Consider the following 25964-nt stretch of genomic DNA (forward strand, 5'->3'; position numbering starts at 1 on the left):
CCGTCAGACGCCCAGCCCCTCCAGCACCACCGCGCCCGGGAGTTCGGCGAACGCCTTGCCCGGCACGAGCAGCTTTCCGCGCCGCCGGCCGCTGCCCACCAGGACGTACGGCAGGTCGACGACGGCGGAGTCGACCAGCACCGGCCAGGCGGCGGGCAGTCCGACGGGGGTGATGCCGCCGTACTCCATGCCGGTCTCCCCGACCGCCGTGTCCATCGCGGCGAACGAGGCCTTGCGGGCGCCCAGTTGACGGCGGACGACACCGTTGACGTCGACCCGGGTGGTGGACAGGACGACACACGCGGCCAGGGTGCTCTCGCCACCGCGCTTGCCCGCCACGACGACACAGTTCGCGGACCGCTCCAGCAGCTCGCGCCCGTAGTGCTCGACGAAGACGGCGGTGTCGGCCCACCGCGGGTCGGTGTCGACGTACACGATCTGATCGGCGGGCACCCCGCCGCTCCAGTGGCGTACGGCGTCGGCGACCGGGGCGGTCAGCTCGGCGAGGCAGTCGGGGGCGGGCCGGGCGTTGTCGAAGTGTCCGATGGGTGCGTCCATGTCCGCACGCTAACAAGCCCGGTCCACCCGCCGTCGCGGTGTCTCACGGCACGGGCGGCACCGAGACGGCCATCACCATCACCATCGGCACCTCGCCGCGGTTGCCGTACACGTGCGGGGCGTCGGCCTCGAAGGAGGCGCTCGCGCCGGCCGGGACCAGGTGGTCCTCGCCGTCCACGGTGAGTGTCAGCTCGCCCTCGGTGACATGGACCAGCTCGACCGTGCCGGGCGGATGGGGTTCGGAGGGGCTGTTCTCCCCCGGCATCAGGCGCCAGTCCCACATCTCCAGCGGGCCGGGCGCCTCGGTGCCGGCGAGCAGCCGGTTGTAGCTGCCGGCCTCGGTGTGCCACAGCCGGACGGCCCGCTCGGCGGGCACCACACGGACCTTCGGCCCCTGCTCGTAGTCGAGCAGGGTGGTGATGCTGATGCCGAGCGCGTCACCGATCTTGACCACGGTGCCGAGGCTGGGGTTGGTGCGGGCCTGCTCGATCTGGATGAGCATGCCCCGGCTGACGGCGGCCCGGGCGGCGAGCACGTCCAGGGTGAAGCCGCGCACCGCGCGCCAGTGCTTGACGTTGCGCGCCAGGGACTGGGTCAGCAGGTCGAGGTCCGACACGTTCCGTCCACTTCGGAGTCCAATATTCTGGATGACAGGGTTCACTTTCCTGAACTACGGTGTGGTGCACCCGATCGTGCACCGAACTGTACTGCGAGGACTCCCGTGACAGCACTCTTCGCCCTGGCCACCAGCCTCCTGTGGGGTCTGGCCGACTTCGGCGGCGGGCTGCTGACGCGACGCGCGCCCGCACTGACGGTGGTCGTGGTCTCGCAGTCGATCGCGGCGGTGGTCCTCGGCGCGATCGTGCTGGCCACCGGCGGCTGGAGCGAGGCAGGACCCCGGCTCTGGTTCGCGGTCGCGGCCGGTCTCGTCGGCCCGGTCGCCCTGCTCGCCTTCTATCAGGCGCTGGCGCTCGGCCCCATGGGCGTGGTCTCCCCGCTGGCCACCTTCAGCGTGGCCGTGCCGGTCTCGGTCGGCCTCTTCCTCGGCGAACGCCCCGGGCTGCTCCAGGTCGCGGGCATCGCGGTCGCCGTCGCGGGCGTCGTCCTGGCGGGCGGCCCTCAGCTGCGGGGCGCCCCGGTACAGCGCCGGGCCGTCCTGCTGACCCTGGTCGCGGCCCTCGGCTTCGGCACGGTGTTCGTCCTGATCACCGAGGCGTCGACGAACGTCACCGGCCTGTTCCTCGCGCTGTTCGTGCAGCGGGTGACCAACGTGGTCGCGGGCGGCGCCGCACTGTACGTCAGCGTCCGGCGCGGCACCCCGGCACTCCCCGAGGGCGGCCTCCCTCCGGCCGCGCTGCCGGCGTACGGCTTCGTCGGCCTGGCCGACGTGGCCGCCAACGGCACCTACGCGATCGCCGCGCAGGCCGGCCCGGTCACCGTGGCCGCCGTGCTCGCCTCCCTCTACCCCGTCGTGACGGCGCTCGCGGCCCGAGGCTTCCTGCGCGAGCGGCTGCGGGCGGTCCAGGCGGCGGGGGCGGGGCTGGCGCTGCTGGGGACACTGCTGCTGGCGACGGGCTGAGGCCGCGAGGCGCCCGCCCCGGCCCACCGGGGCGGCGCAGGCGGATATCCGGTTGCGGGGTGATCCCCGGCCCGGTGAAGACTGGGGCCCATGGAGTTCTTCTGCTACCACCGGGACCGGCCGGGGTCCCTGGCCCTGCGCGACGAGCTGCTGGAGGAACACTGGTCCTACATGGACCGGTACGCGGCCGAGATGATCGCCCGCGGCCCCACGCTCACCGACGACCGGGAGTCGGCCACCGGCAGCGTGCACATCGTCGACCTGCCGGACCCCGCCGCCGCCCGCGCGTTCGCGTTCGACGAGCCCGGACACCAGGCCGGCGTCTACCGGGACGTACTGCTGCGCCGCTGGCGGAACACGCTGGGCCGCACCATGTGGGAGTTCCCCGGCGGCCGGACCGAGGGCGACCGCTTCCTGGTGCTCGGGCTCGGCGAGGGCAAGGCCCTGGACCTCGATCCGCCCGCCGGGCAGGACGAACTGATCGCCTACGGCCCCCTCCTCTCGGACGACGGCACCGCCTGGCTGGGCACCGCGGCGCTGCTGCGCGCCCCCGACCCCGACACCGCCCGCGCCGTCCTCACCGCGGACCGGTACGCCGCCGTCGAGGTCCACCCCTGGCAGTTCGGCGGACGCTCCTGATGAGCCGCTCCGAGGCGAGACGCGCCCAGGACCGGCTCCGCCGCGACCGCCTGCGGAACAACGGGAGCGCCGAGCCGTACACGAGGGAGGAGATCGGCGAACGGGACGGCTGGATCTGCGGGTTGTGCCAGGACCCGGTCGACCGGGCGTACGCGCACCCGGACCCGCGCGCACCGAGCCTCGACCATGTCCGCGCCGTCGCGTCCGGCGGCGCGGACACCCCCGGCAACATGCGTCTCACCCACTGGGGCTGCAACCACGAACGCAACAGCGACACCCCGCTGACCACCGTCGAGGAGGCCAGGGCCCGGGTCGAGCTCCTCCGGCGGACACCCGGGCTGCGGGACTACGCCGACAGCCTCACGCCCGAGGACATGGTCCGCGGCTCCCTGGCCCGCCACACGCCGGAGCGGTACCGGGCCCGGCTGGCGCGGCGCGTGGAGCGCTACACCCGCGAAGCCCGCTGACCGGCGTCCGCGCGGCCGGTCAGCCCTCGCGCTCCAGCCGCGCCGGCTCCGCCGTGCCGTCCTCGTCGAGCCGCGCCAGCCGTTCCACCATCTCCTCGTCCAGCTCCGACAGCGCGACCAGCTGATCCGAGGTGACGCCGTCCGGGATCGGCACCGGCGGCGGGGTGCGCAGCGGCGGCTGCCAGCCCTCGGCGGGGGTCCAGCGCCGTACGACCCGGGCGGGCGCGCCCGCCACGACGGCGTGGTCGGGGACGGTGCCGCGCACCACGGCGCCGGCCGCCACGACGACGTTCCGCCCGATCCGCGCGCCCGGCAGGATCACGGCCCCGGTGCCGATCCAGCAGCCGGGGCCGATCTCCACCGGCTCGAACCGGGGCCACTGCCGGCCGATGGGCTCGTGCGGGTCGTCGTAGGAGTGGTTCGTGGACGTCACGTAGACGTACGGGCCGAAGTAGCAGTCGCTGCCGATGGTGACCGTCGTGTCGGCGATGACATGGCTGCCCCGGCCGAGCACCACACCGTCGCCGATCCGCAGGATCGGGTCGGGGCCGAGGTCGAGGTCCGGCATCAGGCCGGCCGTGAGCGTGACCTGCTCGGCGACGATGCAGTGGGAGCCGAGATGGATCCAGGGTTCGCCGAAGACCGTGCCGAGCGGGAAGGCGAGCCGGGTCGCCGGGCCGATCGAGCCGAAGCGCAGACGGCCGGGGTGCTCGGCCGTGACGGAGCCCGCGCGCCGCGCCCAGTCCCAGCCCGCGTGGACCGCGCGCTGCGCGAGGCGGCGGCCCCATGATGAGAACGTGTTCTTGTCCTTCGGCACCCGCTCACCGTACTCAGCACGCGGTGACCGCATGCGCCAGGAGCCCTGTGATCTTCACCCCACCGGGTGGCGTACGGTGCGGGAGACGGTCCGACACAAGGAGACGGTGATGACGCACAAGGCGCTGATCGTGGGCATCGGCGGCAGGGAACCGAAGGTCGACGACGAGGCCTTCGTGGCGCCGACGGCCTCGGTGATCGGGGACGTGACACTGGAGGCGGGCGCGAGCGTCTGGTACGGCGCGGTCGTGCGCGGTGACGTCGAGCGGATCACCGTCCTGCGCGACGCCAATGTCCAGGACAACGTGACGCTGCACGCCGACCCCGGGTTTCCGCTGACCATCGGCGAGCGGGTGTCCGTCGGGCACAACGCGGTGGTGCACGGGGCGACCGTCGGGGACGACTGCCTGATCGGGATGGGCGCGACCGTGCTGAACGGGGCGGTGATCGGGGCGGGCTCGCTCGTCGCCGCGCAGGCGCTGGTGCCGCAGGGGATGGAGGTGCCGCCCGGATCACTGGTGGCGGGGGTCCCGGCGAAGGTGCGCCGGGAGCTGACCGAGGAGGAGAAGCAGGGCGTCACCCTGAACGGAACCCTGTACGCGGACCTCGCGAAGGCCCACCGGGACATTCACGGGTGACGCGTCTCAGTCGCCGGCAGGAACCGGTTCCGTTTCCTGCTGTGCGCCCTGGGCCTGCTGCGCCTGCTTCGCCTTGCGCTTGATCACCAGCATCGAGGTCAGCCCGATGAGCACCGCCAGCACCAGACCGAGCCAGGAGAACCGCTTCAGCCAGGACTCCGCGACGACACCCACGTAGTAGATGACGGCCGTCGTCCCGCCCGCCCAGAGGATTCCGCCGAACACGTTGGCGATCAGGAACTTCCAGTACGGCATCCGCAGCACGCCCGCGAGCGGGCCGGCGAAGATCCGGAGCAGGGCGACGAAACGGCCGAAGAAGACGGCCCACATGCCCCACTTCTCGAAGGACCGCTCGGCCGTGGCGATGTGCCCCTCGCTGAAGTGCTTGGGGAACTTCCGGCCGAGCCAGGCCAGCAGCGGCCGTCCGCCCTTGCGGCCGATGGCGTAGCCGATGGAGTCGCCGATCACCGCGCCGGCGGAGGCGACCGCGCCGAGGACGAAGGGGTTGATGCCCGCGTGCTGGGAGGACAGCAGCGCGGCCGAGACGAGAATGATCTCGCCCGGCAACGGGATGCCGAGGCTCTCCAGTCCGATGACCAGACCGACCACGGCGTACACGGCGGCCGCGGGCACCGTGTCGAGCCACTCCTGGACGTGCACCGGCGCTTCCTCCCCTGGATGACTGTGCCGACTGTTCTGACGCTTCCCGACAGCCCGGCGTTCCCGGGAAGCCTACCGGGCTGTCCCTGACGGGTCCGGTGCGGCACATGGCGCAGGGGGAACGCGACGGGGAGACGGCCGCGCGGTCGACCCGGCCGTGCGCAGGCTCGGCAGGGCGGCCGAGGACGACCACCGGGACGTCGTCGGCGGCCGCACGCCGGACGCGGCCGCCGCCGAACCGGAGGACGCCGCACCCGCCGGAGCGCGGGTCCGGTCGACGGGTTCTCAGCCGCCGAGCCCCGCGGTCGCGCCCGTGACGACGTCGCCGAGGAGGTCGCCGACCACATCGCCGGGCGCGGGCAGGGCGCCGAGGATCCCGACGGGTCCGGCCGGGGTGGCCGGCCGATCCGGTGCGGGGGTCCCGCAGCAGTGCACCTGCGCGATCCGGGTCTCGGACCCCGGTGCGAGCGGGGCGGGCTCGGCCGGCGCCGGGTCCGCGTCGGGGGTGAGCGGCGGGGCGGGACGCGGCCGCGCGGGCTCCGGGGAGTGGGCCGGGGGCGGGTCGCCCGCCGGGGGCGCTCCGTCCGGCGCGGGCGCGGCCGTCGTCCCGGCGGGCGCCTCGAACGCCCATCGCTGCCGCGCCGAGCCGTCCCGTTCCCGTACGACGACGGCTGCCCGCGCCGCGCCGGTGCCGGGGGTGACGGCCAGGCCGTCGTCCCGGCGCAGGAGCAGTTCGCCGCGGACGGTCAGGTCGAAGAAGGCCTCACCGGCATGGACCACGCACCCGGCCAGCGCGACCGCCCCGCGCCCGGGGTCGGCGGCCAGACAGAGCGTCGGAGCGGCGGCGCTGTGCAGCAGCCCGTCGCCGCCGTACGACCACTGCTGGGACGCGCCGCCCGAACACACCCGCAGGACGGCCGCCGCGCCGGGGACGGTCCTGCCGCCCTCGACGTCGAGGCAGCGCCCGGTGTCCGTGCTGCGCAGCCGGCCGTGGGCCACCTCGGCGGGGTGGGCGGCGGAGGCGGCCGAGGGGGATCCGGCGGGCGGGCGGGCGTCGGCACCGGGCGTGGACGCCCCGTCGGTGCCCGGGGCGGTGCTGCCGCCTGCGGGCGCTCCCCAGGTGGCCCGCGGGTCGGGGACACCGTTGTCATCCGTCCAGCCCTTGGTCACCAGCACCGTCGCGAGCAGCGCGAGCGTGGTCAGGCCGACACCCACGAGCACGGCCTTGGGTCGTCGGCCGGGCAGGTCGAGCAGGCCCGCCGAGGTGGTGCGGTGGCGGCCGGTCCTCCGGAGGGGGGCGGGCCGGTCGGGCCGCCCGGCGGAACCGGCGCGTCCGGGGCGGGAGTCCCGATAGCGGCGGGCGCCCCAGCCGAGCACGGTCTCGGCGAGCAGCATGTCCAGTCCGCCGTCGAAATGACTGAGCTGTTCGGCGGCGTGCCGGCAGTAGCGGCACCGGGCGAGATGCTGCCGTACTTCGGGCAGCAGGGTGCCGCCGCGGCGCAGGGGAACGTCGAGGAGACGGTTGTTGAAGCGGCATTCGCCGGCCGGCGCGAGTTCCCGGTGGGCGCGTACACAGCCGGCCCTGAATTGTTCCCGGGCCTGCTCCAGCGCGGCCGCCGCGGTCATGCCGTCGATGCCCAGCAGACCGGCCGGTACGGATAGCGGTTCGGCCTCGACCTCGACATGCCACAACAGGCATTGGGAGGCGGCCGGAAGGGAACGGAAAGCGTGTTCGGCGAGTTGCCGCCTTTCGGGCGTCCCGGGCCGGGCGGCACGCAGTCCTCGGCCGCCGACGGTTTTCCTCAGCTCCGGCAGGACAGCCGAAACTCCGTCGGATCCGGCCCATTCGCGGACCGTTTCCCTTACGGCGACGAGGAGTTGGGGCCGCAGAGCGCCGCAGGGCCGGCCGTCGGCCAGCCGGCCGAACACCGTGTGGAACGCGGCGGCGGCCACGAGCCGCGCCGAGTCCTCGGTGGCCAGGCAGACGGCCGCGTAGTCGTGGGCGGCCCGCCAGTGCCGGGCGAGCAGCAGGGCGACCGCGTGCCCGATTCCGTCGCCCCGGGCCAGCCGGGCGGCGAGCTGGGCGTCGGATTCGCCGGGGGTCCAGCCGGGGCGGGGCGGGTAGGGCGGTCGTGGGGGGTTGGGGGAATGCACGGAACCATTTCCTTCCAAGCCGACGGAGGGCGCACGAATAGCGGTCCGCCGGAAAGCAGGTGCCTGATTGGTGCGTACCTTTGACCTGACCAGGCCTGTTGCCCTGATCAGGTACTTCCGGTAAGGGGAGGCTCACCCTCGCACACGTGACTCACAGGAAACAAGAAGTTCGAGTGACGGAAGTTCAAAGCGAGGGAATACCAGATAAGTTACCGACGGTATCCACACCCGCATTCGGGATCGGCCGGACCGCGGGGCTCAACTTGTGCGCGAGAAAAGCCGATTGGCACACGGAACCTTCATCTTCCGGCTCCGCCCGCGCGGCCCCACAGGAATCTCCGAGGTGACTCCCTGGGAACTCCCATCCGCGTCGGCCACCCTGAGCGCCATGAGCACCCCCCACTCCGTATCCCGCGTCCGCAAGGCGGTGGTCCCGGCCGCCGGACTCGGCACCCGCTTCCTGCCCGCGACCAAGGCCACGCCGAAGGAGATGCTCCCGGTCGTGGACAAGCCGGCCATCCAGTACGTCGTGGAGGAGGCCGCGGCGGCCGGTCTGGACGACGTGCTGATGGTCACCGGGCGGCACAAGCGGGCCATCGAGGACCACTTCGACCACGCCTTCGAGCTGGAGCAGGCCCTCGCCGCCAAGGGCGACACCGTACGGCTGGACGCGGTGCGCGACCCGGCACGCCTCGCCGACATCCACCACATCCGCCAGGGCGACCCGCTCGGCCTGGGCCACGCGGTGCTGTGCGCCCGGCACCACGTCGGCGACCAGCCGTTCGCCGTGCTCCTCGGCGACGACCTCATCGATCCCCGCGAGACCCTGCTCAGCCGGATGCTCGACGTCCGCGAGCGGTACGACGGCAGCGTCGTCGCCCTGATGGAGGTCCCGCCGGAGCAGGTCCACCGCTACGGCTGCGCGGCCGTGGAACCCGCCGGCGAGGACGGCGTCGTCCGGGTCACGGGCCTGGTGGAGAAGCCCGCCCGCGAAGAGGCGCCGAGCCGGTACGCGGTGATCGGCCGCTATGTCCTCGACCCCGCCGTCTTCGACGTCCTCGAGAAGACCGCGCCCGGCCGCGGCGGCGAGATCCAGCTCACCGACGCCCTGGCCCGTCTCGCCGCCGCCGGCACGGTCCACGGAGTGATCTTCTCCGGCCGCCGCTACGACACCGGCGACAAGGCCGACTACCTCCGCACGGTGGTCCGCCTGGCCTGCGACCGCCCCGACCTGGGGCCGGAGTTCATCACCTGGCTGAAGGGGTTCGTGGCGGGCCTGGACGGCGGCGCGGCGGGAGAGGAAGGAGCGCGGGGGGACGGGGCGCGCGTGGGGACGGGAGTGGAGCGGGTGTCTGCGGGAGACGGGCAGGTGGCGGCAGGAGACGGGCAGGTAGCGGCAGGAGACGGGCAGGTAGCGGCAGGAGACGGGCAGGTGGCGGCTTGAGGGGGCGCCGGGAACGGGGCCGCGTCCGCGGCGCGGGGTAGCGGCGACCGGCCGCCACGAGACCGGAGTCAGCGGCCGCCGCGGAGCAGGGACCACCGGGCCGCCGCAAGGCGAGGGGCACCTTGCCGAAGCGTGCGCCGGCCGGTCGCCGCCGCCACCTCGGAGTGAGCCGCACACCGCCACCCCGGCATGAGCCGCACGGCTTCAGCGGGCGATTGGGCGTGAGCCGCACGACTTCAGCGGGCCGCCGGGCGGCACTCCGCCCGGGATCGGGCCCGACGGCCCGGCATCGGGCGCCGGTGACCCGCCCCACGGCGAAGGCCCCGGCGACGGCGCCCGCCCGAAGACCTGCGCCGCCCCCGGGGCCGTAACTCCGAAGGCCGGCCCGCCCGTTGGGACCACCGGGCCCGGCACCGACTCGGCCGGCGAGGCTGTCAGGCCCCGCACCGACTCGGCCGACGAGGCCGTCAGGCCCGGTGCCGACCTGGTCGCCGGGGCCGTAACACCCGGCATCGGCCCCGCCGTTGGCCCCGCACGACCAGGAACACGCTCGGGTGCCGCGGCCCTGACCCCGGCTCCAGCTCAGCCGTTGGCGCCGCACGGCCCCCGCCAAGGGCCGGAACCCGCTCAGCCGTTGGGGCGCAGCGTCCAGACAACCGTCATCTCGCCGGTCACCGCGCCGTCCGCGCGGCGGATCTCGATCGTGACCGGGAACTCGGGGCGCTCCCCGGCGTCGAGCTGGGCGACGACCTCCGCGGCCGGACGCCCCAGCGTCGCGGTGGCGGTGACGGCACCCATGGCCAGCTTGCGGTAGGCGATCTCGGCGCCGACCGCGAGCGGCACGGCGCGCGCGAGCTGGTCCCCGAACGCGGCCAGCACGATCGCGCCGCTGGCGGACTCGCCCAGCGTGAACATCGCCCCGGCGTGCGGCCCGCCCACGTGGTTGTGGTACTCGCTCTGGTCCGGCAGGGCGACCACGGCCTTCTCCAGGCCGGTCTCCAGGAACTCGAGGTTCAGGGTCCGGGCCATGGGCACCGTGGCGGCGAGCATCTCGCCGATGGACATCTGGTCTGCGCTCATGCCGCGATGTTACCCACGAGTAGCCCTTCTGGCCATCGGCCGGCGCGCAAAGGTGGCGGCGGTCACCACGGCAGATCCCGGACGTCACGGTCCGCAGGATCACGACCACCGTCCGCACGTTCGAGCCGTCGGACAGTTGATCGGTACGTCCCTGACAAGGGGCGGTGACCGAACCGTGTCCCTGACAGCACTAGGGTTTCAGGCCATGTGGCCAGGACAGCAGCCGCCCGGGGGAGAGCAGAACCCGCAGGCGCAGAACAACCCGTACCAGCAGCCGGGATACCAGCAGCCGAATCCCTATCAGCAACCCGGCTATCAGCAGCCCAACCCCTACGGGCAGCAGCAGCCCCAGTGGGGCGCCCCGACGGTGGCGGGCGGCCCCCAGCCGCAGCCCGGCGGGGGCGGCGGGGGCAACCGGACGAAGGTGGTCGCCATCGTGGCGGCCACGGCCGTCGTCGTGGCGGCCGGTGTCACCGGGTTCCTGGTGCTGGGCGGCAAGGACGACCGGGCCGAGGCGTCGGACAAGACCAGCCCGAGCCCGACGGTGTCCGAGTCCGCCTCGGCCTCCGCCTCGGCCGGCACCGACGACAACCCGCGCGACGGCGACACCGAACCGGCGACGATCACCGGCTGGAAGGTCGTGGTGAACCCCAAGTGGGGCATCGCCTTCGACGTGCCGGCCGACTGGGAGGTGCAGTCCCCCGGGCTCAGCCAGGGCTTCGAGTGGGAGGACAAGGAGCAGTCGGACGGCTACGACTCGATCATCATGGGCGGTACCGTCGAGTACAAGTCCAAGTGGTGCGGCGTGGACGACGACAAGGACGGCAAGACGGACTACACGCCGCTCGCCATGGCCGGCTCCAAGGGCGCCGAAGGGGCCAAGAACACCGACGAGATCGCGATCAACACCCCCGCCTGGTGGGTGTTCGGCGGTTACACCGAGCCGGACAAGAAGAGCATCTCGTTCGACGAGAAGGCCACCGCCTACACGACGACCTCCGGCATCAAGGGCAGCTACGCCTGGGCCCAGTCGACGAAGACGCCCCAGAAGGGCAAGTGCGACAGCGACGGCAAGGCGATCACCTTCGGCTTCAAGAACTCCAAGGGCGACTTCGTGTCGTGGAACTGGTACGGGGCCAAGGGCGTGAAGGAAGAGGTCCCCAAGGAGACGATCATGAAGATCCTGAGCACCGTGCGCCTGCACGGCGAGCCGACGGAGAACTGATCGGGTACCCGGGCGCCGCCCGTCGGAAGGCAGGACGGCCCGGCATCCGGGCAGCTGGGCATCCGGACAGCCGGGCGTCCCGACCGTCGGGCGTCCCGACCGTCGGGCGTCCGGACGGGGGCCGGGGCCGACATTCGGCGGGTAATCGGATTGGCATATTGATGCTGGTCCGGGGATAGTCGGCCGGTGACCTCAGCTGCCGACACCCGCCGCCGCCTGCGCGGACCCGAATGGGCGGGCCGTAACTACACCCTGCTCACCGCCGCCGCCTTCGTGACCAGCCTCGGCAGCAACGGCGCCCTCATCGCCGCCGCGTTCGCCGTCCTGGAGGCGGGCGGCGACGGCGGCGACGTGGGTCTGGTGGCCGCGGCGCGCACCCTGCCGCTGGTGCTCTTCCTGCTGATCGGCGGCGCGGTGGCCGACCGGCTGCCCCGGCACCGGGTCATGGTCGCGGCCAACGCCCTCAACTTCCTGTCGCAGGGCGCCTTCGCGGCCCTCGTCCTGCTCGGGGAACCCCGGCTCTGGCAGATGATGCTGCTGACCGCGCTCGGCGGCACCGGCCAGGCGTTCTTCTCCCCCGCGGCCGAGGGCATGCTGCTCTCCACGGTCCGGGGCGAGCAGGCCGGGCGGGCGTTCGCGGTGTTCCGGATGGCGATGCAGGGCGCGGGACTCGGCGGCGCGGCCCTCGGCGGCGCGATGGTCGCCGTGGCCGGCCCCGGCTGGGTGCTCGCGGTGGACGCCGTCGCGTTCGCCGTCGCCGGCTCGCTGCGCGCGTTCCTCGACGTCGACGACATCCCCCGGCACGGCCGTGGCGGGGGCCTGCTCACCGACCTCCGGGAGGGCTGGCAGGAGTTCAGCGGCCGCCCCTGGCTGTGGACGATCGTCCTCCAGTTCTCGGTGGTGAACGCCGTGGTGGCCGCCGCCGACGCGGTCTACGGCCCGCTGGTCGCCCGGGACCATCTGGGCGGGGCCGGCCCCTGGGGCCTCGCGCTCGGCTTCTTCGGCGCGGGCACGGTCGTCGGCGCGCTGCTGATGACCCGCTGGAAGCCCCGCCGGCTCCTCCTCGCGGGCACCCTCTTCCTCTTCCCCCTGGCCCTCCCCTCCGCCGCCCTCGCGATCCCGGTCCCGATCGGTGTCCTGTGCGCGACGATGTTCGCGACCGGGGTGACGCTGGAGGTGTTCGGGGTCTCCTGGATGACCGCGCTGCACCAGGAGATCCCCGAGGACAAGCTCTCCCGGGTCTCGGCCTACGACTGGTTCGGGTCGGTCGCCATGGTCCCGGTGGCGACGGCGCTGGCGGGGCCCGCGGAATCGGCGTTCGGGCGCACGGCCTCGCTGTGGGGGTGCGCCGGGGTGGTCGTCGTGGTCACGGCGGCGGTCCTGTTCGTCCCGGACGTACGGAACCTGAGCCGCCGTACCAAGCAGGTGGCCCTGCGCACCCCGGCGGACGCGGAGGCCGACCGGGGGCTCGTGGGGTAGCGGACGGCGCCGGTCAGCCGATGCCGAAGGCCCCGTCCGGCGGCTCCGGTGACGCCACGGCGTCCTCGTCCCGCACCGGGCGCGCGTCCCCGACGAACCGCCGCAGCCCCGCCCCGTGCTCCACCCGGGCCGGGAACGCGTCGGAGGCGGTACGGCGGGCCAGGGCGGACACGTCGAACGGGTGGTGCCCGGCGACGAGCACGGCGTTGCCGAACCGCCGGCCGCGCAGCACGGCCGGTTCGGCGATCAGCACCAGCTCCTCGAACACCTCGGCGAGGTTGGCCAGTTGGGAGCGCAGGAAGGCGAACGGCGCCGCGTCCGCGAGGTTGGCGAGATAGACGCCGTCGCCGCGCAGCACCCGCCCCGCCTCGCGCGCGTACGCGACGGAGGTCAGATGGGCGGGGACACGGGAGCCGCCGAAGACATCGGCCACGAGCACATCGGCGGAGCCGGCCGGAGCCGCCTCCAGCCAGGCCCGGGCGTCGGCCGGGTGCAGCGCGATACCGGTGCCGGCCGGGAGCGGCAGATGCTCGGCGACCAGCTCCAGCAGCGCCCGGTCCGCCTCGACGACGTCCTGCCGGGAGCCCGGCCGGGTCGCCGCCAGGTAGCGGGGCAGGGTGAGCGCCCCGCCCCCGAGGTGCAGCACGTCCAGCGGCCGTCCGGGCGCGGCGAAGGTGTCGAGGGCGTGCCCGAGGCGCCGCGCGTACTCGAACTCCAGATGCGTGGGCGCGTCCAGGTCCACGTACGACTGCGGCGCCCCGTCGACCGTCAGCAGCCAGGCCCGCTCCCGGTCGACGTCGGGCATCAGCTTGGCGGTGCCGTGGTCGACGGCTCGGGTGACGGGTATGGGCTCGTCGTTCACCTCCTCATTGTGCCCGTGCGCCGAAGGGGCGCGGGCACCGCGCGACCGGCCACGGCCGGCCCACGGTCCCCGCACCCCCCGGCGGCCGTCACAGCACGGCGGTCACGGTCCCCGCGCCCACGGTCCGCCCGCCCTCACGGACGGCGAACCCGAGCCCGGGCTCCAGCGGAACGTCCCGGCCCAGTTCGACGGTCATGGTGATCCGCTCCCCGGGCCGCGCCACCCCCGCCTCCCCCAGGTCGACGACCCCGACCACGTCGGCGGTACGGATGTAGAACTGCGGCCGGTACCCGGTGGCGACGGCCGTCGTACGACCGCCCTCGCGCGCCGACAGCACGTACACCTGCGCCGAGAACCGCCGTCGTGGGATGACGCTCCCCGGCGCCGCGACGACATGCCCGCGCCGTACGGCGTCCCGCGGGACGCCCCTCAGCAGCAGCGCCACGTTGTCGCCGGCCTGCGCCTCCTCCATCGGCTTGCCGAAGGTCTCCAGACCGGTGACGACGCTGTCCAGCCCGGCGCCGAGCACGTCCACCCGGTCGCCCAGCCGGACGGTGCCCCGCTCGACGGCGCCGGTGACGACGGTCCCCCGGCCGGTGATGGTGAGCACGTTCTCGACGGGCAGCAGGAACGGCGCGTCCAGATACCGCTCGGGCATCGGCACGTACGTGTCCACCGCGTCGAGCAGCGCGTCGACGGACGCCGTCCAGCGTGGGTCGCCCTGAAGGGCCTTCAGCCCCGAGACCCGTACGACGGGCGCGGCGTCGCCGCCGTAGCCGTGCGCGGTGAGCAGGTCGCGTACCTCCAGCTCGACCAGGTCGGTCAGCTCCTCGTCGCCCGCGTCGGCCTTGTTGAGGGCGACGACGATGTGGTCCACGCCCACCTGGCGGGCGAGCAGGACGTGTTCGGCGGTCTGCGGCATGATCCCGTCGAGCGCGGAGACGACGAGGATCGCCCCGTCGAGCTGCGCGGCGCCGGTGACCATGTTCTTGACGTAGTCGGCGTGACCCGGCATGTCGACGTGCGCGTAGTGCCGGGTGTCGGTCTCGTACTCGACGTGCGCGATGTTGATGGTGATGCCGCGCGCCGCCTCCTCGGGGGCGCGGTCGATCCGGTCGAACGGCACGAACGTGCCGGCGCCCCGGTCGGCGAGAACCTTGGTGATGGCGGCGGTCAGGGTGGTCTTGCCGTGGTCGACGTGACCCATCGTGCCGATGTTCAGGTGCGGCTTGGTGCGCACGTAAGCGGTCTTGGGCATGGCTGTACCTCGAAGCGTGTCCGGAGGAATGCGGGACCCCGAGGTACTCCCCGACCCTCCCCCTGCGGGGTCCGCCGGACGATCCGGAGAGGGTCAGCTTCGGGCGCCGTCGACAGCGGCCGGCAAGAGCGGGACGGCAGCCTTCGGCGCATCCGCGACTGCGGATGCTGCGACGACGAAGGCGTACCGGAACATGGTGTCGATCATCGCCGACGGTTCGTTCGGCGTCGAATGGTTTTCGAGCGGCTGCGGAGGGCTGCGGTCCGGTGACCGGCGGCGGTCCGGGGACAGCGTCTAGCCGGTCCCGATGTTCTTCAGGGCTTCCCGCACCGACAGCGGCGCGAACCGGCCCCGCTCGCGGGCGAGGAAGTCGCGGACGGCTTCCGGGTCGGTCTTGGCGTACTCGCGCAGGCACCAGCCGATCGCCTTGCGGACGAAGAAGTCGGGATGGCCGGAGCGGCGCAGGCAGTAGGCGAAGAGACGGTCGGTGTCGGTGCGGCCCTTGAAGCGCAACTGGTGGAGCAGGGCGGTGCGGACGACCCACAGGTCGTCGTCGGCGATCCAGTCGTCCATGACGGCCCCGAGCCGGGGGTCGGCGGCGACGAGGGTGCCGACGACGTGCGCGGCGAGCAGGTCGACCGTGTCCCACCAGGACGTGGTGGTGATCAGCCGGCGGACCACCGGCAGGAAGGCCGACGAGCAGCGGCCGGCGTGCCGGCCGAGATAGTCGACGGCGAAGTAGTGGTACTCGCGCTGCGGCAGCGCCCAGCAGCGCAGGGCGATCGCCGCGCAGTCGTCCTCGCCGGGTCGGGGCGTGCCCGCGAGGACGGTCCGGGACAGGGCGCGGCGTGCGGGGGTGGGTATGCCGAGGAAGGGCGCCACGTCCTTCATGTACGCCCGCATCGCCGCCGCCCTGACGGGGTCGGCCGCGCCGGCGTACGCGACGGTCAGCCGGTCCAGCACGGTGTCCGCGAGAACGCTGTGCGGCGCGCCGGACGTTTCCGCAGCTGTGACGGTCATGAGACGAACCATACGGCGATCAGACATGTCCGTCCGTTAGTGTCGCGGGATGCTCGATGCCCACACCCGCTCTGGGGGCACCGCCACGGCCACTCCCCCGGCCGCCGCCACGGAGCTCTTCGTTCCCGTGCCCCTCGCCGTCACCGCGCCCGCCGCTCCCGTCGCCCGCTGGGCGAGAGCGCTGCTCTCGCCCTGGTCGCGGTTCTCGCTGCTGGTCGCTCTGCTCGCGGCGGCCGGTGCGAGCGTGCTGCTGTTCGAGCCGCAGAAGCTGCTCGCGGACGGCTGGCCACCTCAGCTGGGCGGTGCGTCGGCGGCCGTCGTGTTCGCGGTGGCGTACGGGCTGTGCACGGTGGCGTTCGTGCCGCGGCCGCTGCTCAACCTCGCCGCGGGCGCGCTGTTCGGCTCGCAGCTGGGCCTGGCGACCTCGCTCGCGGGCACGGTGCTGGGCGCCGGCGTCGCCTTCGGGCTCGGCCGGGTGCTCGGGCAGGACGCGCTGCGGCCGCTGCTGCGCGGGCGGCTGCTGACGGCGGCGGACGGCCAGCTCAGCCAGCACGGCATGCGCTCGATGCTGGCGGCGCGGCTGTTCCCCGGGCTGCCGTTCTGGGGCGTGAACTACTGCGCGGCCGTCTCCCGGATGGGCTGGGTGTCCTTCCTGGTGGCGACCGCGCTGGGCTCGATCCCGAACACGGCCGCCTATGTCGTCGCCGGGGCGCGCGCCTCGGCCCCGACCTCGCCGGCCTTCCTGATCGCGCTGGCCGGGATCGCCCTGCCGATGGTGGCGGGCGCGATCGTGGCCTGGCGCAAGCGCCACCATCTGCGGGGGCGGAAGGCGGCTTAGCGCCCCGATCGGCGGGGGCGGCAGACGGTTGCCGCCGCCCACCGCAGATGCCTGCACCGCGGATGCCTGCACCGCGGATGCCTACACCGCCTCCACCACCATCGCGTTGGCCAGTCCGCCCGCCTCGCACATGGTCTGGAGCCCGTAGCGGGCGCCGCGTTCGCGCAGGGCGTGCACGAGGGTCGTGGTCAGGCGGGTGCCGCTGGCACCGAGCGGGTGGCCGAGCGCGATCGCGCCGCCGTGCACGTTGACCTTGGCGAGGTCGGCTCCGGTCTCCTGCCGCCAGGCGAGGACGACGCTGGAGAACGCCTCGTTGACCTCGAAGAGGTCGATGTCGTCGAGGCGCAGCCCGGCCCGGCGCAGCACCTTCTCGGTGGCCGGTATGACGCCGGTGAGCATCAGCAGCGGGTCGGAGCCGGTGACGGCGAAGCTGTGCAGCCGGGCGAGCGGGCGCAGGCCGAGGCGGGCGGCGGTCTCACCGGAGGTGATGAGGACGGCCGAGGCGCCGTCGTTGACGGGGCTGGCGTTGCCCGCGGTGACGTTCCACTCGATCTGCGGGAAACGTTCCGCGAACGCCGGGTCGTGGTAGGCGGGCTTGAGCCCGGCGAGGATCTCGGGGGTGCTGCCGGGCCGTACGCACTCGTCGCGGGAGACGCCGTCCAGGGGCGCGACCTCGGCGTCGAAGAGGCCCCGCTGCCAGGCTTCTGCGGCCCGGTGGTGGGAGGAGACGGCGAAGGCGTCCATCTGCTCGCGCGTGATCGACCACTTGGCGGCGATCAGTTCGGCGCTGATGCCCTGCGGGACGAGCCCCTCCGGGTAGCGGGCGGCGACCCCGGGGCCGAAGGGGTCCGCGCCGGGCGGCACGTTGGACCACATCGGCACGCGGCTCATCGACTCCACCCCGCAGGCGACGACGAGGTCGTAGGCACCCGACATGACGCCCTGCGCGGCGAAGTGCACGGCCTGCTGGGAGGAGCCGCACTGGCGGTCGACGGTGGTGGCGGGGACGGTCTCCGGGAAGCCCGCGGACAGGAGGGCGTAGCGGGTGGTGTTCATGGCCTGCTCGCCGACCTGGTCGACGGTGCCGCCGATGACGTCGTCGATCAGGGCGGGGTCGACGCCGGAGCGTTCGACGAGGGTGCGCAGGGTGTGGGCGAGGAGTTCGACGGGGTGGACATGGGCCAGGGAGCCGTTCGGCTTTCCCTTGCCGATCGGAGTACGTACGGCTTCGACGATGACGGCGTCACGCATGGGCGGGCCTCCGCGGCTACTGGCGAGTAGGAAATCCGAACTCACCATAGCCGGGCGAGTTGGAAAATCCAACCTACTAGGGTTTGGTTTTCCAACCCTCACCTAGACTGTGCGCCATGGCCGCCCCCAAGGACCCGCGTCCCTGCTCGATCGCCGACGCCCTCGCCCTCGTCGGCGAGAAGTACTCCCTGCTCGTCCTGCGGGAGGTGTGCCTCGGCAACGGCCGCTTCGACCAGCTGGTACGCAACATCGGCGCCCCGCGCGACATCCTCACCACCCGGCTGCGCCGCCTGGTCGACGCCGGCATCCTCGCCAAGCGGCCGTACAGCGAGCGCCCGCAGCGCTTCGAGTACCGGCCGACGCAGGCGGGGCTCGAGCTCGAGCCCGTCCTGATGACCCTGATGGCGTGGGGCGACCGCCACCTCCACCGGGACGACGACCGCCCCATGGTCGTCGAGCACAACTGCGGCAACGAACTCGTCCCGGTGGTCACCTGCTCGGCCTGCGGCGGCCAGGTCCACCACGCGGACCTCACCGCCCATCCACAGGCACCGGGCTGGACGGTCGCGGGGCCGACGGCGGCGGCGTAGGCCCTACAGGACCCGTCCACCGTCCGTCAGCGATCCGTCAGCGATCCGTCAGCGGTCGGTCAGCGGTCCGTCAGCGCGCGGATCTCGGCGGCGATCAGCTTCGGGTCCTCCTCGGCCATGAAGTGCCCGCAGGACACGGTGCGGTGGCGCAGGTTCTCGGCCCAGGCGCTCCACAGCCCCTCGGCGTGGTACCCCAACGCGGCACCCCAGTCCTGCTGGAGCACGGTCACCGGCATGACCAGGCGGTTGCCGGCCGCCCGGTCGGCGCTGTCGTGGTCCACGTCCACGCCGGCGGAGGCGCGGTAGTCGGCGACGACGGAGGGCACGGCCGCGGCGGAGGCGTCCAGGTAGTGCCGGCGGACGTCGGCGGGGATCGCGGCCGGGTCGTGGGTCCAGGCGTCGAGGAAGTGGGCGAAGAAGGCGTCGGCGGACGCCTGGATCATCCGCTCCGGCAGGCCGGGGGCCTGGGCCATCAGGTAGAGGTGGAAGCCGACCGCGCCGGAGACCCCGTGCAGGGCGTCCCACATGTCGAGAGTGGGCAGGACGTCGAGGAAGAGCGCGCGGGACACCGTTCCCGGGTGGTCCATCGCCGCGCGGAAGGCGACCAGGGCGCCCCGGTCGTGCCCCGCCAGCAGGAACCTCTCGTGCCCGAGCGCCGCGGCCAGACGCACCACGTCCCTGGCCATGGTGCGCTTCGCGTACACGTCGGGGCCGGTCTCGGCGGGCTTGTCGCTGGCGCCGTAGCCGCGCAGGTCGGGACAGATGACGGTGTGGTCGGCGGCGAGGTCGGCGGCCACGTGCCGCCACATCAGATGGGTCTGCGGGAATCCGTGCAGCAGCACGACCGGACTGCCGGTGCCGCCGACGGCGGCGGTCAGCGTGACGTCGTCGTCGACCCGCACGCGGTGCCGGGTGAAGCCGGGGATGCTCGGGTGGGTCACAGCAGCTCCTGGAGCTCGTGTCAGAGTGGATGTTCCGGGCCCGTTCGGCCCGGCTTCGTCCGGGGACGTCACCCAGGTTGCGGGCCCCGGATCAGCGATCGATGAGTGAGCACGCGGCCCGCCCCCGTACGGCGCCGCCCGCGAAGGGACCGTGCCGTGGGCGTGGAGTTCGGACTGCTGGGACCGGTGGCCGCCTGGGACCCGTCCGGCACGCCGGTGGCGCTCGGGGCACCGCGGCACCGGGAGGTGCTGGGACGCCTGCTGATCGCCCGGGGCAGGGTGGTGCCGGTCGGCCGGCTGATCGCCGACCTGTGGGAGGACGAGCCGCCGGCCGGTGCCGTCGGCGCGGTCCGCACCTTCGTCGCCGCGCTGCGCCGCGCCCTGGAGCCCGGGCGCGCTCCCCGGCAGGCGTCCCGCCTGCTGGTCACGGAGGGCCCCGGCTACCGGCTGCGCGCCGGCCGCGACGCGGTGGACGCCTGGCGTTTCGAGGACACCGCGGCCCGGGCCGCCGCGGCGCCGCCGCACGCGGCGGTCGCCCTGTGGGACGAGGCGCTCGCCCGGTGGCGCGGACCGGTCCTGGCCGACTTTCCCGACGCGGCGTGGGCCGCCGCCGAACAGGCCCGGCTGGAGGCGCTGCGCCTGGACGCGGTCGAACGGCGCGCCGACGCCCTGCTGGCGACCGGCGCCGCCCGGGACGCGGCGGTGGACCTGGAGGCCCATGTCACCGCGCACCCGTGGCGGGAGGACGGCTGGGTGCTGCTGGCCACCGCGCTGGAGCGGTCCGGGCGGCGCGGCGAGGCCCTGGAGACGCTGCGGCAGGCCCGGCGCGCCCTCGCCGACGGGCTCGGGGCCGATCCCGGCCCCGCCCTGGCCCGCACCGAGGCCCGCATCCTCAAGAACGCCGCGGGACCGGCCGCGGCGGAGCCGGCCGGGACGGCGGACGGCATCTGGGCGAGCGCGGCAGCGGCCTGGGAACGCTCGGTGCCCGCCCGGTCCCGGGCCCGGCTGCACGCCACCGCCGGCCTGCTGCGGGACCTGGCGGTGACCGGCGCCGACGGTCTGGAAGAGGCCCGCGAGCACCGGCGGGACATGGTCGCGGCGGCACAGGCGACCGGTGACACCGAGCTGACGGCCCGGATCATCGGCTCCTACGACGTCCCGGCCGTGTGGACCCGCGCCGACGATCCGCGGGGCTCGGCCGAACTGGCCCGGGCCGCCGCCCGCGCCGCCGCCGAACTCGGCCCGGGCGGGCCGCCCGCGCTACGGGCCCGGCTGCTGTCGGTCGTCGCGGTCGAGTCGCGCGGAGACGCCGCCGCCGACACGCCGCCGCCCCGGGCGGCCGAGCCCCGCGCCGTCGAGCCGTGGCGGCTGCGTGCCGAACGCGCGGCGCGGGAGGCCGTCCTGCTGGCCCGGCGGCTCGGAGATCCCTCGCTGCTCGCGTTCGCCCTCAACGGCGCCTTCATGCAGTCCTTCGGCCACTGTGGCGGGGCCGCGGGCCGCGAGGCGCTCGGCGGCGAACTGACCCGTCTGGCAGTCGACCACGGCCTGCCCGGCCACGAGGTGCTCGGCCGCCTCGTACGCCTCCAGGCGCTCGCGGGGCTCGGCGGCGACCTGACCGCGGCGGACGCGGAGGCCGACGAGATCGACCGGCTGTCGCACCGTCATGAACGGCCGCTGGCAGGCGTCTTCACGTCCTGGTTCCGGGCTCTGCGGCTGTGTGAGACCGACGGCTGGGCGGCGGCCCGCCCCCGGTACGCGCGCGTGCTCGAGGCGACCGCGGAGTGCGGAATGCCCGGCCTCACCCGGGGAGCGGCCGTCCTGGTCGCGCTCGTCCCGGTGCTGCGCGGCGACGGCCTGCCCGACCCCGACGACTTCGCCCACCTCGACCCCGGCCCCTACCGGCCGTGGCTCACCCCGCTGCTGCTGGCCGGATCCGGCGCCGGGGAGCAGGCCCGGCAAGCGCTCACGGACGTTCCCCGGCCGCCGCACGACCTCCTCCAGGAGGCCCTGTGGTGCGTCCTGGCCCGTACGGCGGCGGCGGTCGGGCACGAGCCGGTGCTGCGCCGCGCGCGCGACGAACTCGCCGCGGCCGCCGACGAGTCGGCCGGCGCCGGCAGTGGTCTCGTCTCCTTCGGCCCGGTCACCCACCACCTGCGAGCCGCCGACGCGGCCCTCGGCTAGGGCGACCACCACTCTCCGCAACCGGCCGACGGCGGCACCGCGCCGGGAGAGGAGGCTGAGCCGCCGGTCGCCGAGGCGCTGCACGGGCCAAGGGGACGGCGGGTCGGCGGACCGGCGGACGGCGGACGGCGGACGGCGGACCGGCAAGTCGACGGACGGCAAGTCGGGCAGGTCGACGGACCGGCGAGTCGACGGACCGGCGGCCAGCGGGTCGGCGGGCCAGCGGGCCAGCGGGCCAGCGGGTCGGCGGGCCAGCGGGCGACAGGCCAGCGGACGGGCCGACGGACGGCAGGCCGGAGGACGGCAGGTCGGAGGACGGCAGGTCGACGGACGGCAGGCTGGCGGGTCGACGGACCGACGGGCCAGCAGGCCTGCGGACGACAGGCCAGCGGACGGGCCGACGAACGGCAGGCCGGCGGGCCGACAGGTTGGCGGACGGCAGGTTGGCGGGCCGACGGACGGCGGACCGGCAAACCGACGGACCAGCGAATCGGCGGACCGGCGGACCGGCGGACCAGCGAATCGGCGGACCGCCAAACCGGCGGACGCCATCAGGCATGCGCCCGGCAGAACTCCCGTACCGCCCGGTCGAAGGCCTCCGGCGCCTCCAGGTTGCTCATGTGGCCCGCGCCCGGCAGCACCACGAGCCGGGCCCCCGGAATCGCCTCCTCGAACGCGTGGGCGACGCCCAGGGGTGACCGCACGTCGAGTTCGCCCCAGACGAGCAGCGTCGGCACCTCGATCAGGGGCAGCAGGTCCCGCTCGTCGGCCTCGGCCATCAGGAAGAGCTCCGCGCCCATCGTCTCCGGGCGGACGTCCCCGGCCGCCGCGTCGAGCATCGGGACGTACGCCGCCGGCGGTTCCCCGGCGAACAGCCCCGGCAGGAGCGGATCGAACTCCTCCCTCGGCATCGCGAGCATCCGCCGGACCCCCTCGACCCGGGCCGCCACCTCCTCGGGCGGCAGCGACCCCTTCCAGCCCGCGTACGTGTCGGCCAGGATCAGCGTCCTGACCAGCTCCGGACGGTGGCGGTACAGCTCCAGCGCGACCGTCCCGCCCCAGGACAGTCCGGCGACGTGGGCCGGGCCCTGCCCGAGGTCCTCGATCACCCCGGCGAGGCAGCGCGCGAAGTCGCCGAGCCCGAACCCGGCAGGGAGGCCGGCGGAACGCCCCGCGCCGGGTTCGTCCCAGGCCACCACCGTGAACTCGGCGGCCAGTTCCTCGAGTTGCGGCAGCCACATCCGGCCGTCGGTGCCCGCCCCGTGCACGAGGACGAGCGGAGCCCCGCGGCCGACCCGCACATAGGCCACCCGGACGCCGCCGATCCGCACCGTCGCCATACCTCCAGGCTAAGTACCGGCGACGCCCGTGTCGCGGCGACGGCCCCGGAACAGACCCTCCGCGGGCCCCGCACCGGGATGCGCACCGGCGCGCGCCGTCACCCCGGGGGCCACGGGGCCGCCCGGTACACGTCCAGCCGCCCGCACATCCCGAACTTCCCGCGCCGCGAAGGCCGTTCGGCCCGTACGGCGGCCTCGGCGAGGTGGGAGACGTCTCCCTCCGCCAGCCGGTCGAGCTGCTCGCCCGTGGCCTCCGCGGCCGCCAGCGCACCGTGCCGCCAGCGCTCACGCCACGCGTCGAGCCGGGGCCGTACGAGCGCGGCGGCCGCGCGGTGGAAGGCGGGCAGCCCCTCGGGGGACCCGCGCAGCGCCCGGTAGCCCTCCAGGGCGAGGTCGCGGCGGGCGCGGGCGATCCGGGCCTGCTCCTCCTCCGGCGCGTCGGCCGGGATCGTGGTCGCGGAGGCGTAGGTCTCCGGGTCGGCCAGGTGCTCCGGGGGCAGGGTGAGAACCGCGTCGCCCGCCTCCGGGAGCCCGCTGTTCTGCATCAGGACGGTGATCCGCAGTCCGTCCTCGTCGACCAGCCGGTGGACGGTGCCCGGGGTGAACCAGGCGACCGTGCCGGGCGTGAGCGGCGTGACCTCGTACCCGGAGGCGGTCAGGGTCTGCACCGCGCCCCGGCCGCCCGTGACGACGTACCCCTCCGAACAGGCCAGGTGCATATGGGGCGTTCCGCCGCGCAGGCCGTCGGCGGCCGGCCAGTCGTACACGCACAGGTGCGAGACGGCGACTCCGCCGGGCAGACCGCCGTACACGCTCACCACGGGTGCGTCTGAAGGTACTTGGCGATCTCCTCCCGCTCCCAGGCGCCGTCGGCCACGACCACGCGGTAGCGGCGGGTGAGGGTGTCGCCGGGCGCCAGTTCCAGCTCGTCGAAGAACGCCCAGGAGGGGGCGATGCCCGCGAAGGGCTCGTTGCGGACGAACCAGTGCGCGGGATGGGCGCCGCCGGCACCCGAGTGGTCGTTCTCGGGGGCGTGCGCGACGACGACCGTGGCATGGCCGTCGGCGCCGTCGTGCTCGCCGGACAGCGCGAGCCAGGGGCTCTGCGAGGCCATGAGGCCGGGGCCCTCGCCGTCGGGGCCGATGATCCGGCCGTCGCGGAAAGAACGCGGGCCGCGCCAGAACAGGCCGGTGTAGCCGGCCATCTCGCGTCCGGCGGTGGTCGGACTGCCGAAGCGCAGCGGCTCCTCGCGGCGGTTGGTGACGGCACTGGTCCAGGTCAGTGCCCAGGAGCCGGCGCCCCGGTCGACGTCGTGCACCTCGATCCGGCGCGTCTCCTCGGCCCACAGCTCGCCGCCGTACGGGTGCCAGGTGAGCCGCTGGGCGATCACCACCCGGTCGCCGTCGGCGGACACCTCGTCGAAGCCGGTGTGCGCCATCGAGCCGACCCGTTCGGGAAGGGCGAGATAGCCCTCGCCGTGGACGTACGAGTTGCCGCCCCACAGGTTGGCGCCCGACAGATGGGAGGCGGTCAGGGACAGGCCCTTGTGCCAGCGGTGGTCGTTGGGCCGGTAGTCGGTGACCAGGTCGCCCCGCAGGGTGCGCAGCGGGTGGATGTACGGCCGCGGCGCCTCCCAGGGCGCCTCCGGCCGGTAGACGTAGGCGAGCAGCTCGACGCCGGTGGCCGGATCGGTCACCGTGATCCGGTCGCCGTGGGCGTGGACAAGGTGCAGGCCGCCGGTCATGCGGACACCTCCGCGGGCGTCGCGGCCCCGGCCGGCGCCCAGCCGGCGGCGCCGCCGTGCAGGGCGGTGTAGTACGGGTCGCCGGGGCCGATCTCCCCGCGCACGACCGTGGTGTCCGTGAACGCGGACTTGTAGAGCGAGGTGATCAGCTCCAGGCTGGTGCGCCCGTCCGCGCCGCTGCTGCGAGGCCGCTGTCCGGCGCGCATGCAGGCGACCAGCTCGCGCAGCTGGGCCAGGTGCGAGCTGGGCACGTCCGGTCCGAAGTCCCGCCAGGCGGCCACCTCGTCGCCGGTGGCGTCCGGGGCCGGGGTGATCCGCCAGTCGGCGTTGGAGTGGCCGTAGAGGTGGGTCAGCTCGACGGTGGCGCGCTCGCAGTCGATGCGGATGCGGCTGACCTCGTCGGGGCTCAGGACGCTGTTGACGACCGTCGCCATGGTGCCGTTCTCGAAGCGGAGCAGGGCGGTGGAGACGTCCTCGGTCTCGACGTCGTGGACGAGCCGGCCGGCCATGGCGCGCACCTCGCTCCACGGTCCGAGCAGGTCCAGCAGGAGGTCCATCTGGTGGATGCCGTGGCCCATGGCGGGACCGCCGCCCTCGGTCCGCCAGCGGCCGCGCCAGGGCACGGCGTAGTACGCGGTGTCGCGGTACCAGGTGGTCTGGCAGTGCGCGACGAGCGGCCGGCCGAGGGCCCCCTCGGCGAGCAGCCGCCGCACGTGCCGGGTCCCGGAGCCGAACCGGTGCTGGAAGACGATCGAGGAGTACGGCCCGCTCTCCGCCCCCTCCTGCGCCTGTACGGCGTCGTAGTCGGCGAGGGTAGGCACCGGGGGCTTCTCGCACCACACCCAGGCGCCGGCCCGCAGCGCGGCCACGCTCTGCTCGCGGTGCAGGGTCGGGGGCGTGCAGATGGTCACCAGGTCGGGGCGCTGCTCGGCGAGCATCCGCTCCAGATCGGTGTAGGCGTGCGGAACCCCGCCTTCCGCGCAGAAGGTCTCGACCGCCTTGGCATCGATGTCGACGGCCGCGACGACCTCGGTCTCGCCCTCCGCCGCGAGCTGCTGAAGGGCGGGCAGGTGGGAGCCTCGGCCGATGGCGCCGGTGCCGATCACGGCGGCCCGGATCCGGCGGCCGGCGAGCGGGGGTGGCGGCGGAGTGGACGGGGACATGGGCGTGATCAGCACTCCTCCGACGGACGGCCGATGG

Annotated in this window: 25 protein-coding genes; 10 read left to right on the plus strand and 15 right to left on the minus strand. The window is 74.3% G+C overall.

The annotated features are described in order from the left end of the window. Nucleotides 1-3: 3 nt before the first annotated feature. Nucleotides 4-558, minus strand: coding sequence for a YbaK/EbsC family protein (locus IE275_RS26715; RefSeq protein ID WP_189713958.1), 555 nt, complete (start codon nt 556-558; stop codon nt 4-6). Between the two features lie 43 nt (nt 559-601). Then, nucleotides 602-1174, minus strand: coding sequence for a helix-turn-helix domain-containing protein (locus tag IE275_RS26720; RefSeq protein ID WP_189713959.1), 573 nt, complete (start codon nt 1172-1174; stop codon nt 602-604). Between the two features lie 105 nt (nt 1175-1279). Here IE275_RS26720 and IE275_RS26725 point away from each other — a divergent pair, with 105 nt between their 5' ends. The 3 genes from IE275_RS26725 (at nt 1280) to IE275_RS26735 (ending at nt 3243) form a co-directional block, all read left to right on the plus strand. Further along, nucleotides 1280-2137: an EamA family transporter gene (locus IE275_RS26725; protein WP_189713960.1), complete on the plus strand. Its 858-nt coding sequence runs from the start codon at nt 1280-1282 to the stop codon at nt 2135-2137. Nucleotides 2138-2227: 90 nt separating this feature from the next. After that, complete coding sequence (locus IE275_RS26730) at nt 2228-2776, plus strand: YciI family protein (RefSeq protein WP_189713961.1); 549 nt, start codon at nt 2228-2230, stop codon at nt 2774-2776. After that, the gene (locus IE275_RS26735; RefSeq protein ID WP_229870584.1) at nt 2776-3243 is read left to right on the plus strand and encodes an HNH endonuclease; all 468 of its coding nucleotides are present in this window, start codon (nt 2776-2778) and stop codon (nt 3241-3243) included. The genes IE275_RS26730 and IE275_RS26735 overlap by 1 nt, the downstream gene beginning before the upstream one ends. Before the next feature lie 19 nt (nt 3244-3262). Here IE275_RS26735 and IE275_RS26740 read toward each other — a convergent pair whose 3' ends face one another. Further along, nucleotides 3263-4060 (minus strand): acyltransferase, encoded by a 798-nt coding sequence (locus tag IE275_RS26740; protein WP_373299286.1) that lies wholly within the window; start codon nt 4058-4060, stop codon nt 3263-3265. A 109-nt stretch (nt 4061-4169) separates the two neighbouring features. Here IE275_RS26740 and IE275_RS26745 point away from each other — a divergent pair, with 109 nt between their 5' ends. Continuing rightward, a complete protein-coding gene (locus IE275_RS26745; RefSeq protein ID WP_189713963.1) occupies nt 4170-4697 on the plus strand; it encodes a gamma carbonic anhydrase family protein in 528 nt (175 codons plus the stop codon). 6 nt (nt 4698-4703) lie between these two features. On the opposite strand, the gene IE275_RS26750 is transcribed toward IE275_RS26745, so the two are convergent. After that, a complete protein-coding gene (locus IE275_RS26750) occupies nt 4704-5357 on the minus strand; it encodes a DedA family protein (protein WP_189713964.1) in 654 nt (217 codons plus the stop codon). Between the two features lie 285 nt (nt 5358-5642). Continuing rightward, nucleotides 5643-7511 carry an RICIN domain-containing protein gene (locus IE275_RS46870; RefSeq protein ID WP_189713965.1) on the minus strand — a complete coding sequence of 623 codons (1869 nt, stop codon included), beginning with the start codon at nt 7509-7511 and terminating at the stop codon, nt 5643-5645. A 388-nt stretch (nt 7512-7899) separates the two neighbouring features. Between IE275_RS46870 and galU the strand changes: the two genes are divergently transcribed. After that, nucleotides 7900-8955 (plus strand): UTP--glucose-1-phosphate uridylyltransferase GalU, encoded by a 1056-nt coding sequence (gene galU, locus IE275_RS26760; protein ID WP_229870586.1) that lies wholly within the window; start codon nt 7900-7902, stop codon nt 8953-8955. Nucleotides 8956-9582: 627 nt separating this feature from the next. Here galU and IE275_RS26765 read toward each other — a convergent pair. Beyond that, nucleotides 9583-10020, minus strand: coding sequence for a DUF4442 domain-containing protein (locus IE275_RS26765; protein ID WP_189714054.1), 438 nt, complete (start codon nt 10018-10020; stop codon nt 9583-9585). A 220-nt stretch (nt 10021-10240) separates the two neighbouring features. Here IE275_RS26765 and IE275_RS26770 point away from each other — a divergent pair, with 220 nt between their 5' ends. After that, nucleotides 10241-11260: a DUF8017 domain-containing protein gene (locus IE275_RS26770; RefSeq protein ID WP_189713966.1), complete on the plus strand. Its 1020-nt coding sequence runs from the start codon at nt 10241-10243 to the stop codon at nt 11258-11260. Between the two features lie 186 nt (nt 11261-11446). Beyond that, nucleotides 11447-12739: an MFS transporter gene (locus IE275_RS26775; protein WP_189713967.1), complete on the plus strand. Its 1293-nt coding sequence runs from the start codon at nt 11447-11449 to the stop codon at nt 12737-12739. A 13-nt stretch (nt 12740-12752) separates the two neighbouring features. On the opposite strand, the gene IE275_RS26780 is transcribed toward IE275_RS26775, so the two are convergent. From IE275_RS26780 to IE275_RS26790, 3 genes are all read right to left on the minus strand, one after another. Then, nucleotides 12753-13544 (minus strand): spermidine synthase, encoded by a 792-nt coding sequence (locus tag IE275_RS26780; RefSeq protein ID WP_189714055.1) that lies wholly within the window; start codon nt 13542-13544, stop codon nt 12753-12755. A 145-nt stretch (nt 13545-13689) separates the two neighbouring features. Next, nucleotides 13690-14859: an elongation factor Tu gene (gene tuf / locus IE275_RS26785; protein ID WP_189713968.1), complete on the minus strand. Its 1170-nt coding sequence runs from the start codon at nt 14857-14859 to the stop codon at nt 13690-13692. Nucleotides 14860-15153: 294 nt separating this feature from the next. Beyond that, on the minus strand, nt 15154-15879 hold the full coding sequence (locus IE275_RS26790) for a DNA alkylation repair protein (RefSeq protein ID WP_189713969.1): 726 nt from the start codon (nt 15877-15879) through the stop codon (nt 15154-15156). A gap of 49 nt (nt 15880-15928) precedes the next feature. On the opposite strand from IE275_RS26790, the gene IE275_RS26795 reads away from it, so the two are divergent. Further along, nucleotides 15929-16717 (plus strand): TVP38/TMEM64 family protein, encoded by a 789-nt coding sequence (locus IE275_RS26795; protein WP_189713970.1) that lies wholly within the window; start codon nt 15929-15931, stop codon nt 16715-16717. Nucleotides 16718-16798: 81 nt separating this feature from the next. Here IE275_RS26795 and IE275_RS26800 read toward each other — a convergent pair whose 3' ends face one another. Next, nucleotides 16799-17968, minus strand: a complete 1170-nt coding sequence (locus IE275_RS26800) for a thiolase family protein (RefSeq protein ID WP_189713971.1) — start codon at nt 17966-17968, stop codon at nt 16799-16801. A gap of 116 nt (nt 17969-18084) precedes the next feature. Between IE275_RS26800 and IE275_RS26805 the strand changes: the two genes are divergently transcribed. After that, the gene (locus tag IE275_RS26805; protein WP_189713972.1) at nt 18085-18558 is read left to right on the plus strand and encodes a winged helix-turn-helix transcriptional regulator; all 474 of its coding nucleotides are present in this window, start codon (nt 18085-18087) and stop codon (nt 18556-18558) included. A 59-nt stretch (nt 18559-18617) separates the two neighbouring features. Here the strand turns inward: IE275_RS26805 and IE275_RS26810 are convergent, their stop codons facing one another. Beyond that, a complete protein-coding gene (locus IE275_RS26810) occupies nt 18618-19499 on the minus strand; it encodes an alpha/beta hydrolase (RefSeq protein ID WP_189713973.1) in 882 nt (293 codons plus the stop codon). A gap of 156 nt (nt 19500-19655) precedes the next feature. On the opposite strand from IE275_RS26810, the gene IE275_RS26815 reads away from it, so the two are divergent. Next, nucleotides 19656-21680 (plus strand): AfsR/SARP family transcriptional regulator, encoded by a 2025-nt coding sequence (locus IE275_RS26815; protein WP_189713974.1) that lies wholly within the window; start codon nt 19656-19658, stop codon nt 21678-21680. 551 nt (nt 21681-22231) lie between these two features. On the opposite strand, the gene IE275_RS26820 is transcribed toward IE275_RS26815, so the two are convergent. The 4 genes from IE275_RS26820 to IE275_RS26835 all read right to left on the minus strand — a co-directional run bounded on the left by IE275_RS26820 (nt 22232) and on the right by IE275_RS26835 (nt 25927). Then, entirely contained in the window at nt 22232-23020 is a 789-nt protein-coding gene (locus tag IE275_RS26820; protein ID WP_189713975.1) for an alpha/beta fold hydrolase, read from the minus strand. Nucleotides 23021-23118: 98 nt separating this feature from the next. Further along, nucleotides 23119-23841, minus strand: a complete 723-nt coding sequence (locus IE275_RS26825) for a cupin domain-containing protein (protein WP_189713976.1) — start codon at nt 23839-23841, stop codon at nt 23119-23121. Continuing rightward, nucleotides 23835-24764, minus strand: a complete 930-nt coding sequence (locus IE275_RS26830; protein ID WP_189713977.1) for a DUF6807 domain-containing protein — start codon at nt 24762-24764, stop codon at nt 23835-23837. The genes IE275_RS26825 and IE275_RS26830 overlap by 7 nt, the downstream gene beginning before the upstream one ends. Continuing rightward, nucleotides 24761-25927 carry a Gfo/Idh/MocA family protein gene (locus IE275_RS26835; protein WP_189713978.1) on the minus strand — a complete coding sequence of 389 codons (1167 nt, stop codon included), beginning with the start codon at nt 25925-25927 and terminating at the stop codon, nt 24761-24763. Before IE275_RS26835 ends, IE275_RS26830 begins: the two co-directional genes overlap by 4 nt. Between the last annotated feature and the right edge of the window lie 37 nt (nt 25928-25964).

Source organism: Streptomyces phaeofaciens (genome assembly GCF_014648915.1).
GTDB lineage: Bacteria > Actinomycetota > Actinomycetes > Streptomycetales > Streptomycetaceae > Streptomyces > Streptomyces phaeofaciens.